The organism is Chitinophaga sp., from assembly GCF_019236475.1.
In the GTDB taxonomy this organism is placed as follows: Bacteria; Bacteroidota; Bacteroidia; order Chitinophagales; family Chitinophagaceae; genus Chitinophaga.
On record NZ_JAFAIX010000011.1, the window covers coordinates 28,776 to 42,342 of the forward strand.

Annotated in this window: 13 protein-coding genes and 1 other RNA gene; 8 read left to right on the plus strand and 6 right to left on the minus strand. The window is 43.7% G+C overall.

Annotated elements, in window-relative coordinates:
* The first annotated feature begins 28 nt into the window (after nucleotides 1-28).
* From JO154_RS14680 to JO154_RS14690, 3 genes are read left to right on the plus strand one after another with little or no spacing between them, the layout of a single operon-like run.
* Entirely contained in the window at nucleotides 29-586 is a 558-nt protein-coding gene (locus JO154_RS14680; RefSeq protein WP_291946772.1) for a cob(I)yrinic acid a,c-diamide adenosyltransferase, read from the plus strand.
* Nucleotides 587-615: 29 nt separating this feature from the next.
* A complete protein-coding gene (locus JO154_RS14685; RefSeq protein ID WP_291946774.1) occupies nucleotides 616-1,206 on the plus strand; it encodes a riboflavin synthase in 591 nt (196 codons plus the stop codon).
* A gap of 11 nt (nucleotides 1,207-1,217) precedes the next feature.
* A complete protein-coding gene (locus tag JO154_RS14690) occupies nucleotides 1,218-1,853 on the plus strand; it encodes a hypothetical protein (RefSeq protein WP_291946775.1) in 636 nt (211 codons plus the stop codon).
* On the opposite strand, the gene JO154_RS14695 is transcribed toward JO154_RS14690, so the two are convergent.
* From JO154_RS14695 to JO154_RS14715, 5 genes are read right to left on the minus strand one after another with little or no spacing between them, the layout of a single operon-like run.
* Nucleotides 1,850-3,202 (minus strand): DUF58 domain-containing protein, encoded by a 1,353-nt coding sequence (locus JO154_RS14695; RefSeq protein WP_291946776.1) that lies wholly within the window; start codon nucleotides 3,200-3,202, stop codon nucleotides 1,850-1,852. The genes JO154_RS14690 and JO154_RS14695 overlap by 4 nt on opposite strands.
* Before the next feature lie 8 nt (nucleotides 3,203-3,210).
* Nucleotides 3,211-4,191, minus strand: a complete 981-nt coding sequence (locus JO154_RS14700; protein WP_291946777.1) for a MoxR family ATPase — start codon at nucleotides 4,189-4,191, stop codon at nucleotides 3,211-3,213.
* Nucleotides 4,192-5,415, minus strand: coding sequence for a DUF4350 domain-containing protein (locus tag JO154_RS14705; protein ID WP_291946778.1), 1,224 nt, complete (start codon nucleotides 5,413-5,415; stop codon nucleotides 4,192-4,194).
* Nucleotides 5,412-6,248, minus strand: coding sequence for a hypothetical protein (locus JO154_RS14710; RefSeq protein ID WP_291946779.1), 837 nt, complete (start codon nucleotides 6,246-6,248; stop codon nucleotides 5,412-5,414). The genes JO154_RS14705 and JO154_RS14710 overlap by 4 nt, the downstream gene beginning before the upstream one ends.
* A gap of 1 nt (nucleotide 6,249) precedes the next feature.
* Complete coding sequence (locus JO154_RS14715) at nucleotides 6,250-7,254, minus strand: stage II sporulation protein M (protein ID WP_291946780.1); 1,005 nt, start codon at nucleotides 7,252-7,254, stop codon at nucleotides 6,250-6,252.
* 45 nt (nucleotides 7,255-7,299) lie between these two features.
* On the opposite strand from JO154_RS14715, the gene JO154_RS14720 reads away from it, so the two are divergent.
* The 5 genes from JO154_RS14720 (at nucleotide 7,300) to JO154_RS14740 (ending at nucleotide 12,137) form a co-directional block, all read left to right on the plus strand.
* A complete protein-coding gene (locus JO154_RS14720; protein WP_291946781.1) occupies nucleotides 7,300-8,031 on the plus strand; it encodes an RDD family protein in 732 nt (243 codons plus the stop codon).
* Nucleotides 8,032-8,136: 105 nt separating this feature from the next.
* Nucleotides 8,137-8,236: signal recognition particle sRNA small type (gene ffs / locus JO154_RS14725), an RNA gene on the plus strand.
* A 121-nt stretch (nucleotides 8,237-8,357) separates the two neighbouring features.
* Complete coding sequence (gene fsa, locus JO154_RS14730; protein ID WP_291946782.1) at nucleotides 8,358-9,011, plus strand: fructose-6-phosphate aldolase; 654 nt, start codon at nucleotides 8,358-8,360, stop codon at nucleotides 9,009-9,011.
* 145 nt (nucleotides 9,012-9,156) lie between these two features.
* On the plus strand, nucleotides 9,157-10,656 hold the full coding sequence (glpK, locus tag JO154_RS14735) for a glycerol kinase GlpK (RefSeq protein WP_291946783.1): 1,500 nt from the start codon (nucleotides 9,157-9,159) through the stop codon (nucleotides 10,654-10,656).
* A gap of 167 nt (nucleotides 10,657-10,823) precedes the next feature.
* Nucleotides 10,824-12,137 (plus strand): NAD(P)/FAD-dependent oxidoreductase, encoded by a 1,314-nt coding sequence (locus JO154_RS14740; protein WP_291946784.1) that lies wholly within the window; start codon nucleotides 10,824-10,826, stop codon nucleotides 12,135-12,137.
* Nucleotides 12,138-12,175: 38 nt separating this feature from the next.
* Here JO154_RS14740 and JO154_RS14745 read toward each other — a convergent pair whose 3' ends face one another.
* The gene (locus tag JO154_RS14745; RefSeq protein WP_291946785.1) at nucleotides 12,176-13,465 is read right to left on the minus strand and encodes a DUF5103 domain-containing protein; all 1,290 of its coding nucleotides are present in this window, start codon (nucleotides 13,463-13,465) and stop codon (nucleotides 12,176-12,178) included.
* Nucleotides 13,466-13,567 lie beyond the last annotated feature (102 nt).

Here is a 13,567-nt window from a genome sequence, read left to right on the forward strand (position 1 = left end):
GAAGGATTTTTTGTTTTAATTTTAGTACATGAAGATATATACCAAAACAGGCGATAAAGGAAAAACCTCCCTCATAGGCGGTACCAAAGTGCCTAAAAGCAATATACGCATCGATGCCTACGGCACGGTCGATGAACTGAACTCCTACATTGGCCTGGTAAACGATTACACCGCCGATCCGGATACCAAAAATCTCCTTCGGGAAATCCAGGACCGTCTTTTTACTGTCGGTGCCGCACTGGCCTGCGATCCAGATAAGGAAACCAAAATGAAGATCCCTGATCTCCATGAAGCAGATATTACCCTGCTGGAAAAATCCATCGATAAGATGAACGAAGAAATTCCTCCCATGCGCTCTTTTATCTTGCCGGGCGGGCATGTGGCGGTTTCAACATGTCATATCGCGAGATGCGTGTGCCGCCGTACGGAACGCCTCTGCGTAGGTATGCAGGAACAGGAAATGTTCATCGAACCACTGGTGCTCAAATATCTCAACCGCCTCAGTGATTACCTCTTCGTGCTCGCCCGCTGGACCGGCCATAAACTGGGCGCAGAAGAAATTCCATGGAAACCAAGAGTCAGCTAGCCCAATTCAGATTTTACTAAATTTGCGATATGTTTACAGGAATCATTGAAACACAAGGAGAAGTAATTTCCACCAGACAGGAAGGCGGAAACCTGACTATCACCATAAAATCTGCTATGGCAGCAGATTTGAAAATAGATCAAAGCGTATCTCATAATGGCGTTTGCCTCACTGTAACTGGTGTAGAAGGAGATACTTATACCACGGTGGCAGTGGCAGAAACCCTGCAAAAGACCAACCTGGGCCTGCTAACCCCTGGCCAGAAAGTAAACCTGGAACGCGCCATGGTTTTCAATGCCCGCATTGACGGTCACCTCGTACAAGGACATGTGGATACAACCGGCACCTGCGTGTCGCGCGAATCGCAAGATGGAAGCTGGCTGTTCAGATTCCAATACCCTGGCGAATTTGCTGGCCTCCTCGTGGAAAAAGGGTCTATCTGCCTCAATGGTATCAGTCTCACCATTTTTGATGTGACCAACAACGAGTTTTCTGTGGCCATCATTCCATATACCTTCGAATTCACCAATATCCAGTATATCCAACCAGGCAATTCAGTCAATCTGGAATTTGATATCCTAGGGAAATATGTAGCGAGACAACTGTCTGTCCGTCCATAAAAATTACTTGCTTGAAGAAGTTATTACTGCTGATAAGCATCACTCTTCCGCTGCTGGCCTTCGGTCAGCAACGGAAGTTGGTGGCCGCCTACGCAGCCTATGATGATAATGCCGTTCCGGAATTGTATAACCGCACACCTATTGGGATTCAGCTCACCTACAGCGATAGTAGCAAAGTAGCTACTGCCAATGGTTTCAACGGATCGCTCAGATGGAATAAAATGGAGGTAAAATCTTCTAATGGCGAAATTCGCAATGGCATACTCACGTTCGACAGATCTCAACTGGTAAAGGATAACTATCATATCAAACTGACAATTACCCTCCCCGGCGAAAACCCCATCACCGCTGATTTAGAGCTGCCGCAACTCACCGGCATGCGCTTCAATCATTATGCGGACAGCCTTAAGAGGAATATTCACTTTTACCTGAATGTGGAAGGAATGTTCAGCACCGGCAAAATTCTTCCGCTGGATACCAATGAAGTACATTTTCAAATATCAGCCGGCAAATTAATCGGTCAGGATCTACTGCTGCCTGCCGGCGATACAACTAAGATAATTCGGGTGGAAGCTTGGTATAAGCTAAATCCGGCTATGTATCTCTTGTCTGACATACCTGTCAAACAAATGCCGGATAAAAATTAAATCAACATCCTGGATTTTAACTCCAGATACTTATTCACCACATTTACAGTAAGTTGCTCCGGAGGAGTAAGAATAGACATAATGCCATATTTACCCAGCTCCTTCGCTATCAGTCGTTTATCATAGGCAAATTTCTGTGCAATCGTCTGTTTATAGATGCCTTCCAAGTCATATGCAACGTCTTCTGTTACTTTCTTCAATTCTGTATTCTCAAAAAACACCACCAGCAACAAATGATATTTCGCTAACCGACGCAGATAGGGCAATTGCCGCTGCAAGCCAGACATCGACTCAAAATTCGTATACAACACCAGCAAGGAACGCTGAGATAGCCTGCTTCTCAACTGCACACTCAAAGATTCATAATCACTCTCCTGCCACTGCGTTTCCTGCGCATATAACGATTCCAAAATAGTGTTGAGTTGCACCATTTTACTACTGGCAGGAATCATTTCCATTTTCTTCTCCGTAAAGGTGATCAGTCCTGCTTTATCCCCTTTGGAAAGGGCAATATTGCTGAAAACCAGGGTGGAGTTGATCGCATAATCCAACAAAGACAATCCATCGAAAGGCATGCGCATCGCACGACCTTTATCTACCACACAATAAATCTGTTGACTTTTCTCTTCCACAAAACTATTCACCATCAAGCTGCCAGTACGTGCCGTTGCTTTCCAGTTAAGCGTTCGAACATCATCCCCTTTTGAATAGGGTTTGATGTGATCAAATTCCATACTATGCCCAACAATTCTTTTACGATGTATACCAGTAGTATCTAACTGCGCGATGAATGATTTTAAAGAATAATTGCGCAATTGCTGAAAACTTGGATAAACGCCCACTTCAGCCGGGTTATCTATCACAAATCTTCTGCTAACAAGTCCTAATGCCGTGCTTACATAAACGTTACTATTACCAAATGTATACACGCCTCTTTCCACTGGACGTAATGAGTACGTAAAAGATTTTTCTCCCCCTGCCGCCATTTGCGCCTGTAAGGTAAAATTCCGCCATTGGAATTGCGGCGGCACTTCCTCTAGAATAGTCACATTAACAGGAAAAGGATATCCATTGCGCACTACCAGCTTCACCTCATTAGGGTCCCCGTTGCTCAACCGATTGGCCATAGACCTATCTGCTGTTATGGTGTCAGACGGTTTGGTCAGCAATAACAACATGTCTACCAATACTAACAACACCGTTAATACAACAAACAGGACTCCTAACAAAAATAAAGCAGGAATAAAAAATGCTACCAGGAACAGCAGAATATCAGCTCCTATCAGCAGATAGCATCTGTTGTTAAAGAATAGTTTTTGATAGAAATTACTTTTAATTGCTCCTGGCATATTGGTGTTTATCTTGGAACTTCTACTGTTTTGATAATCTGGGCAATCACATCATCTGTGGTAATGCCTTCCATCTCTCTTTCTGGCGTCAGGATGATACGATGACGCAACACATGTGTGATCATACCAATCACATCTTCTGGTATCACAAAATCGCGGTTACTCATGGCAGCTTGCGCTTTTGCACAGTTCATAACGGAAATGGATGCACGCGGAGAAGCGCCTAAATAAAGGGAAGAATGTTGTCTGGTAGCATGTACCATCTCTGCAATAAAACGCATGAGTTTCTCATCCACTCTCACTTGTTTTACTTGTTGTTGGTAATGAATAAGCTCCGCAGACGCGAGTACTTTATTCACCACACTTGCAAGATCAGCAGGAGAATGTAATCTGTTCATGGCTTCCAGGATGGCTACCTCTTCTTGCAGATCAGGATATTTCACCTGAATTTTAAACAGGAATCGGTCTAACTGCGCTTCCGGCAGGCGATAAGTACCTTCTTGTTCAATTGGGTTCTGCGTGGCGATTACCATAAACGGCCTGTCCAGATGGTAGGTGGTACCATCGTTGGTGATCTGGCGTTCTTCCATCACCTCAAAGAGAGCAGATTGGGTTTTGGCGGGAGCGCGGTTGATCTCATCTATCAGTACGAGATTTGAGAAAACCGGTCCTTTTTTATATTCAAATTCCCTGGTCTGTGGATTGAATACAGAAGTACCCAGTACATCTGCAGGCATCAGGTCAGGAGTGAATTGTATACGTGAGAAGCCGGCATCAATACTTTGCGCCAGCAGTTTTGCGGTCAATGTTTTAGCTACTCCCGGCACACCTTCAATCAGCACATGTCCTTGGGCCAGTAATGCGGTTATTAGCAGGTCCACCATCTCTGATTGTCCAACTATCACTTTGCCGATTTGGTCTCTGATCGCTTCCACACCAGCCTGGAGTGCAGACAAATCAGTCCGGGGTTGAAAGGTATTCGTATCCATTTATTTAGTATTTAGATAAAAAAGTTGAATGCTTCTATATAAGTCTGTTACAAATTCACTGTCAATATAACCGTTATCCAGCACCACTTTCATCAAGCCGGTCATGCGTTTCACCTGATCTATTGGGGCGCCTGATTTATTAGCTAAAAGTGTAGTAAAATTATCATCCAGTAAATTAGTATTGATGTAATAACGGGTACGGATATACTCCAATGCATGCATCACCATTTTATGAGAGATATTCGTATGATTCTGCTGTTGGAAATACAATTGGCCAATGGCATCCACAAACTCCAGGGAAGCATTCGCCACTACCGGTTTTAAAGGAATAATACGCTGACGACGTTTACTTTCAAAAGCCACATACAGCAGCATTAAAATAACGCTCAGCCAAAGTGCCCATCGAAAAGCAGGATATTTCAGTAATACCTGCCATTCTGAGAATTCATTATTACGAGGGCCTGTTTGTGTATTATAAAATTCATCCCAGTAAACATTGCTGGCATGGGGATCCAAGTAACTCATTTGTGTGGCTAATGCATTGGCGTTTAAGTTATGCATTACAAAGTAATTAGTAAATGTATAAGCATTCAATAATACATATACAGTACCATCGCCAATACGCACACTGGCAAAATTGGGTTGATCATGCGCCGAATAGCCCAGTATATTGGTCCTGGAAGAATCCCATTTGGAAAAATATCTTTCCAACATAGGACCATTATACCGATAAGTAGCCTCAATTTTGTTGATAGAATCCGAATAGCGTTGAATACCAGGTTTCACCATTTCACCATATCCCATTACCTCTGTTTCCAGTCCCAATCTGGATTTCAGGTATTCATCCAATTGATTGGAGGCGATAAACAGTTCATTGCCATCGCCTACATATTTCAGCAGGTCAATTACATCCTGTTCTGTTACAAAAAGTTTATCAGCAACGATGATATAAACGTTACCAGAATTTTTAAGGGTCTCTTCTTTTCTGTAGGTTACTGCAAATGACTTTGTAACCACCTGCAACGGCTGATTGTTAAAAAGAGAAGGCAACAATTGCGTAGCAGCATATGTTCCTCCAGCCTTCTTATCCTTTCCGGAGAAGGAAGGTTTGGACATATCATTACTCCGCTGCTCATCGATGTTGGATTGAATACTGTTCATCATCAGCAACGCTATGAGTATCGCTAAGACAGTACCGGCAATATAGTAGAATATCCTCCTCACGCGCGCTTGCTAATTTGATGTTTAAAATCCTGAAACTGTTGTTCCATCTGTTCAAAATCATTCCTTGGAATCTCAAAGCTGCCATACCACACATATTCGTATTCCATGGTCAGTATAGAAAACTGTCGGTAATAAGGGGTATTCCTCAATGACCGCAGGTAATCTTTATTCGTCTTTTCTATGGATGGCTTGATCAAATTAATTTCAGACAATTGAAACAGTGAATACAGATACCACCAACGGATGGTTTCTTTGAAATTCCCCTCTTCAGTAGCCTGTAAGATTTTCTTTTCATAGTCGCCAGCAGTATGTAATACTACCTCTTGGGATGCCTGTATCTCTCCTACTACCGGCATACTTCGGAAGAAACCCAAGCCATGCTTTTTCATATAACGGTAAAGGATATACAGCAGGATGGCCGCAATAACCCCTATGATCAGCCAGCGGAATATTATGATATGCAAGGTGATATAAATGATAATAGCTCCCAGGGTGAGTTGCCACCAGCTAGGCTTACCTGATTGTTGCTTTTTTAAGTCAATATAATTCAGGTATTTATCTTCCTTTAATTCTGCCAGCTTCTTTTCATCTACAGACCGAAGGTCTGCTCCAGGGTGCAGATATCCTGCATTTGCGGTATCTACCGCTGCAGCCTCCTCTTCCTCACCATTCGGTACATCCGCTATATCCATCATACTGTCATTCCTAACAATATCAGCTATTTTACCTTCATAAGACGAGTCTTTTATCTGTTGTGCATGCAATGTTTCTCTGTTGCCAATCAGCAACATACCAACAATAATGATCAGAATTTTACACAGTGCTTTCGTCATGTCAGTCCTGGGATGTTGGTAAGGTGTGAGTAATAGTTACCTTTCCATTTTCTTCACTGATACCGTAACCTTTCTTATGGAGCTGGATGGGATACCAGATAAAATAGTAGATGATAAAAGCTAAAGAACCCAATAGGATCACTATACTTACTGGTATGGGCATAGCCGAATATCGGGTAACAAAACCTTCCAGGAATGCAGCTACAATAAATACAGGAATCAGTGAGATCATAATTTTAACGCCATCTCTTGCCGCTTTCTTCAGCGATTCCAGTCGGGTAAGTGTTCCGGGGAATAGCAGACTATTACCCAGTATCATACCGGCGCAACCAGCGATTACAATACTAGACAACTCCAATGTACCGTGAATCATCACTGTTAACACTGCTTTCCAACCAAGACCATGTTTCACAAACAGGTAATGAAAAGCGCCTACCATCACGCCGTTGGTAAATAATAAATACAGTGTGCCCACAGATAAAAAGATCCCGAATACAAAGCATTTAACGGCTACGTAAATATTGTTAACGGCAATATAGAGAAACATGATAAGGGGAGACTCGCTCTTATATACCCCGAAAGGGTCCCCGCTGGCAATGTTCCTTTCCGTCATGTTGATGTATTCATCCCCCAATACTCCCCTGACAAAGGTATCGTCATGGGCACTAGAAAAGGTGCCGATCAATACGAAGATCATGAAAAAGGAAAAAGAATATAACAGCGTCCGGTGGTATTTTCGGAACAGCAAGGGCAGCTCATACTTGAAAAATAACCGGAATCTTCCGTCTTCATCTTTCTTATGAGCATAAATGCGTTGGAATATATTTGCCGCGATACTATTGATGTAGCGGGTTACTTTACTGAAGCTATAGAACGTTTTAGCATAGGCCAAGTCATCCAGAACAGATACAAAACGATCAGACATCTCATCCGGATCATCGGTGGGTTCCTCCTGGTATTTTTTCCAGCGTGCTAAATTCTTCTTGATAAATAGAGATTCTCTCATGCTTGATTGTCGGAACAATATATAAACATTTGTGTAGATTTGAGCATGAGCACCATTAAAATCCCTACTTCGTTTAACATTGATCTGGAGTTTCAGGCTGCAGAAATTGGGCAGCGTTTCCTTGCATGGCTGATAGATACGGTCATCCGGACGGTATTCGTCGTAGTTTTTGTACTGATCGTAGGGAGTATGAAGGATATCATCAACAACGATGGCTTGTCGGTTTTATTTCTCCTCGTGATTGTTATTCCTGTCATGTTATACCCCTTATTGTTTGAAATGTATATGAATGGCCAGACGCCCGGTAAAAAAGCGATGGACATTCGGGTAGTAGGTTTGATTGGTAATACGCCTTCTCGCAGTCAACTCTTTACACGTTGGTTTTTCCGTATTATAGAACAACCCATATTCTTCTGGGCGATCATTCCAGTCATCTCCATGTTGCGCTCTCCGCTGAAGCAACGGGTAGGTGATATTGCTGCTGGCACCATTGTCATCAGTATTAAACCAAAAGGCAGTATTGAAGAAACCATTTTCCGCGATCTCTCTATGACCGACTATAAACCACAGTTTCCTGAGATTTTACGGTTATCTGACAGAGACATGAATAAAATTAAGGAGATGTTGGATAGAGCATTATCGGGAGATAAAGGTCTGGCGGAACGAGTAGCCACTCGTATAAAAGAGGTGCTGAAAATCAATACCACCCTGCCTGACACTGTTTTTCTTGAAACCGTACTGAACGACTACAACTTTTATACTACCGTTGAAAAGTAAACCCACAAAGGGTTTCAGGGTTATTGTAAAAGTCGTTGCAAATTTTTTTTTCAAGAAAAACCGCATAAAATTTGGATTTACAACACATTGTATTACCTTTGCAACCGGCAAGTCTTATACGACCAGCTCCTGCTGAATCCCCCCAGGACAGGAATGTAGCAAGGGTAGGCGGTTGTAGCGGTGCGATATAAGTAACTTGCCTTTTTTTTTCTTTAAAAAGGTCATTAGTCGCTGTCAGTAGTCAGCTGGTTTCATTCTCACCTCCTTCTCTAATGACAGTAGCTCCGCAAATTGATACAAACCTTACAACCTTAACTTAACATAGTATGAAATTCTTTATTGATACAGCTAATCTGGCGCAAATACGTGAGGCTCACGATCTCGGTATCCTGGATGGTGTAACCACCAATCCATCCCTGATGGCGAAAGAAGGGATTAAAGGTGAAGCGGCTATCATGCAGCACTACAAAGACATCTGCGAAATCGTTGGTTCCGGAGATGTAAGTGCTGAAGTTTTCTCCACCGACTTCAAATCCATCATCGAAGAAGGACAGAAATTGGCTGCAATCGACTCTAACATCGTGGTGAAAGTGCCAATGATTAAAGACGGTATTAAAGCCATCAAATGGTTTACCGACAACGGTATCAGAACTAACTGTACACTGGTATTCTCTGCTGGTCAGGCTATCCTGGCTGCTAAAGCAGGTGCTAAATACGTATCCCCTTTCATCGGTCGTATCGATGATAGCAACTGGGATGGTGTTGAACTGATCGCTCAAATCGCACAGATCTACAGCGTTCAGGGATTCAAAACTGAAATTCTCGCCGCCTCTATCCGCAGCGCACTCCACATCGTGAAATGTGCTGAAGTAGGTGCAGACGTTTGTACCTGCCCGTTAGACTCTATCCTGGGTCTGCTGAAACATCCTTTAACAGATATCGGGCTGGCGAAATTCTTGGAAGATGCCAAGAAAATGTAATCGCAATATTTTTTAGATGGTGTATCCCCGGTGCAGAGATGTACCGGGGATTTTTTTTGTAACCGTGTCTCCCTATACCCCTCCTCTCCTCCAACAACAAATCGCCTGCCCCGCTGTTAAACATGTACGCAGCAAATCCACCCGTATGGCAAAATATATCCTCGCACTGGACCAGGGAACCACGTCTTCCCGCGCTATTATCTTCGATAAACAAGGCGCTATCGTAGCCGTCGCACAAAAGGAATTCAAACAATTATTCCCACAAGCCGGATGGGTAGAACATGATCCCATGGAAATTTGGACCACCCAAGCCGGTGTTGCAGGAGAAGCTATCCTCCGCGCAAACGCCACCGGCGCAGATATCGCTGCTATCGGTATCACCAACCAACGAGAAACTACCATCGTTTGGGATAGAAAAACAGGGAAACCAATACATAATGCCATTGTTTGGCAAGACAGAAGAACAGCCGAATACTGCAACCAATTGAAGCAAGAAGGAAAAGAACAAATGATCAGAGATAAAACAGGCCTGATCCTCGATGCCTACTTCTCCGGCACTAAAGTAAAATGGATCCTGGATAATATTCCTGGCGCCAGAGCCAAAGCGGAAAACGGCGAACTGGCCTTCGGTACAGTGGATAGCTGGATCGTGTGGAATTATACCCGCGGAGAACTCCATATCACCGATGTAAGTAACGCTTCCAGAACACTACTTTTCAATATCCACGAACTGCAATGGGATAAAGACCTGCTCCAACTGTTTGATATCCCCATATCCATGATGCCGGATGTCCGCCAATCCAGCGAAGTTTACGGCAAAACCCAAGCTACTATTACGCCTTATGCAATCCCTGTAGCCGGCATTGCAGGAGACCAGCAAGCAGCCCTCTTCGGACAACTCTGCACCGAACCGGGCATGATCAAAAATACCTACGGAACCGGTTGTTTTATGGTACTCAACACCGGCGACAAGCCCATGTCTTCCAATAATAATCTCCTTACTACTATTGCCTGGAAAATCAATGGCCGCACATGTTACGCCCTGGAAGGCAGTATTTTCATTGGCGGTGCAGTGGTACAATGGCTCCGCGATGGACTCGGCATTATCCGTCACTCCGAAGATGTGGAAAAACTAGCTGCCACCGTTGAAAATAGCGATGGCGTTTATTTAGTACCCGCCTTTGCCGGATTGGGAGCGCCATACTGGAACCAGTTTGCGCGTGGTACCATGGTAGGCCTCACGCGCGGCTCCACTGCTGCACATATCGCCAGAGCCGCCCTGGAAAGCATTGCCTACCAAACGATGGATGTACTCAAAGCCATGGAGGCTGATGCCGGCATTACCATCTCCGAACTACGCGTAGACGGCGGCGCTACCAGCAATGACCTACTCATGCGATTCCAAGCCGATATCCTCAATGCCACTGTGGTACGCCCCAATATCACCGAAACGACCGCCCTCGGTGCTGCATACCTCGCAGGCCTCGCTGTTGGCTTCTGGGATAGCATCGAATCCATCGCAGCACAATGGCAAATCAATGCTACTTTTAAACCCGGTATGGAAGAAAATACCCGCAAAAAACTATACTACCACTGGAAACGCGCTATCCACGCCGCACAAGCCTGGACCGAACCACTAGAATAATTTTTTCGCTGTTACAATAAAATCATTGAGCTTTGTGTAGAAAATACACAAAAATACTTTCATTTTTTTCTGAAAGTTTAGTAACTTTGATAATTATTAACACCGCACAGGAATTGTGCATAATGCTGTAGAACCGCGAAACGATATCTCTTCTTAAAATAAACTTTATGAGTCAGCTCAACATTCCGGAAACGAACAACCCTAGAGTGGTCATTGTAGGTGGTGGTTTTGGAGGTATTAACCTGGCCAAACATTTGAAAAATTTACCTGTGCAGGTGGTACTACTGGACAGGAACAACTATCACTTGTTTCAGCCTTTGCTGTACCAGGTATCTACTGCAGGCCTGGAACCGGATAGTATCGCATTCCCTCTCCGCGGCATATTCCGCAAACAAAAAAACCTGGTATTCCGCATGGCGGAAGTAACAGGCGTACGCCCGGAAGAAAACATCCTGGAAACCGGTATTGGTGAACTTCGCTATGATTACTTAGTATTTGCCACCGGCAGCAATACTAACTTCTTCGGTAATAAAACCGTTGAGTCAAATGCTATCGGCATGAAATCCCTCATCGAAGCGGTGCAGATCCGAAATTATGTAGTGAAACAATTCGAGGAAAGCCTGCTCCTCTCCGATCCAGAAGAGATAAAACCTAAACTGAACTTTGTAATGGTAGGCGGAGGCCCTACCGGCGTGGAATTGGCCGGCGCCTTTGCTGAACTCCGCAAATATATTCTGCCTAAAGATTATCCGTCCATTCCGCAAAATCTCATGAATGTTTACCTGATTGAATCTGGACCAAAACTCCTCGCTTCTTTCAGTGAAAAAACATCTCAGAAAACCATGAAAAGCCTAGAGGAACTGGGCGTTCGCGTAATGGTATCTACCCACGTAGACAACTACGATGGAAAAGTGGTAACACTGAGCAATGGTGAACAGATCAAATCTCACTCTTTGCTGTGGTCTGCGGGTGTAAAAGGCATTCCAGTAAAGGGCATTCCTGCCGACATTCTCCTGCCAAATGGTCGTATCCTGGTGAATGAATTCAACCAGGTGAAAGGCTTCCAAAATGTATATGCTATCGGCGATATTGCCCAGATGACGAATGATCCGCGCTTCTCTAGAGGCTATCCAATGGTGGCACAAGTGGCCATTCAGCAAGGGGTGAACCTGGCTAAAAATATCAAATTGGGCATGCAAAATAAACCGATCCTTGCTTTCCATTATAAAGACCTGGGCAGCATGGCTACCATCGGTAGAAACCGCGCTGTGGTGGAAATAGGAGGCATGAAAATGAGTGGCTTCTTCGCTTGGGTGGTTTGGATGGTGGTACACCTAATGAGCCTTCTGGGCTTCCGTAACAAACTGGTGGTATTCATCAACTGGTTCTACCGCTACTTTACTTTTGAAAGAGGTACGCGCATCATCATTAAACGTGGCGCTGCCAATATCGTTAAGCTCCGGCAATCTATTGAACAATAATAAAACTAAAAGAGGCTCTTGTAAAGGAGCCTCTTTTTTTATTTTCTATTCAGCATGGAATTGATAGTTAAGGTAGACACGAGCTCGTCGTATCTCGCGCCCAGCGCTCTATAATACAGCAGTATGGTGTAATTATTCTCGGTTTCCCAACTGTCTCCTTCTGTTAAGGAGGTATCGAATTTAGCGGATGGATCATGTTGATCTACCAACCCATAGAAATAATTGTAATAGCCCTGTTTCAAGAATAAAGAACACTCATAAGCCCTGGTAGCGGGATTGTAAGTCATCTTATTGGCATCATTACATTCGTAGTTGGTCATCTCCCCGAAAATGTACATATTATACTGTGCATAAGGCTCCGGCGATAAAAACTGGAAATGCACAGTGGCATAATCCCCTTCAAAACTGGGATCATAATCATCCAATGTAGCGAGGTAATATTTCCCGTTAATGTCTTTTATAAATTGATATATCTTATCGGCACGCTCTACATCCGGCTGTGCATATACATCTGTACTGCTAGGGTGATACTCTGTATGTTTCACACGCTCCGTCTGCAACCGGAAACTACGTAGATCTATCCACCGCCACTCTTTAGTACCAGGAAAAACACAATCCATTTCTGTATTGTACTTGATCACATTCCCATTGATAAACTGTGGTCTAAGTCCTGAAACAGCATTGTCCCAACGACCATTCTGGAGCACTACTACTTTCACCTGGTCAAATGGGTTCGGGATATTCAGTGCGCCCATATTCACTTCAAAGTTCACTTTCTGACTGGTACGGAATAATTTCGGACTAACAGGCTGCTGAATAAATCCGGTAATGCCTGCACGGTTATCCACCACCAGCAATCTACGCGTAAACGCCAGTTGACTGGTATCACTTTCGAGGTATACTTTTAGTATATAATTCCCTGCACGGGTAGGAAAACTATTATTGCCAGGGAGAGAAACACTATAATGCGTGTACTTCTGAAAAGCAATACTGGATAAACGATAATTCTGAATTCTCGTCTCTGAAAATCCCCTCAAATATTCCAACTGATTCACCTGAGCCGGCGACCAGTCTGCATTACAGAGCACAAATGTATAGTAGTAATCTTTTACGTCATTGTCCAGATCATCAAATGATAAGTCTAGTCGCTCACTTGATCCAAGTATCACCATCGGCAGACTCAATGGATCTCCCGCCTGGTTCAACTTGACAGACTTAATATTGTTCATATATACGTGATCCGGAGTAATTGTATTGGCCTGGGCTTTCAATATGGCTGGTACAAACGTCGCATACAGGACAGCCAATAATATAAGTGCTTTACGCATATTCAGTAATTGATTTAGTCAAGTTACGACTATTTTAACATTTAGGCAGCCCGGAATTTTTGATTTTGTCGCCAGCGTGGTTACCTTTATTTTTATAAATAT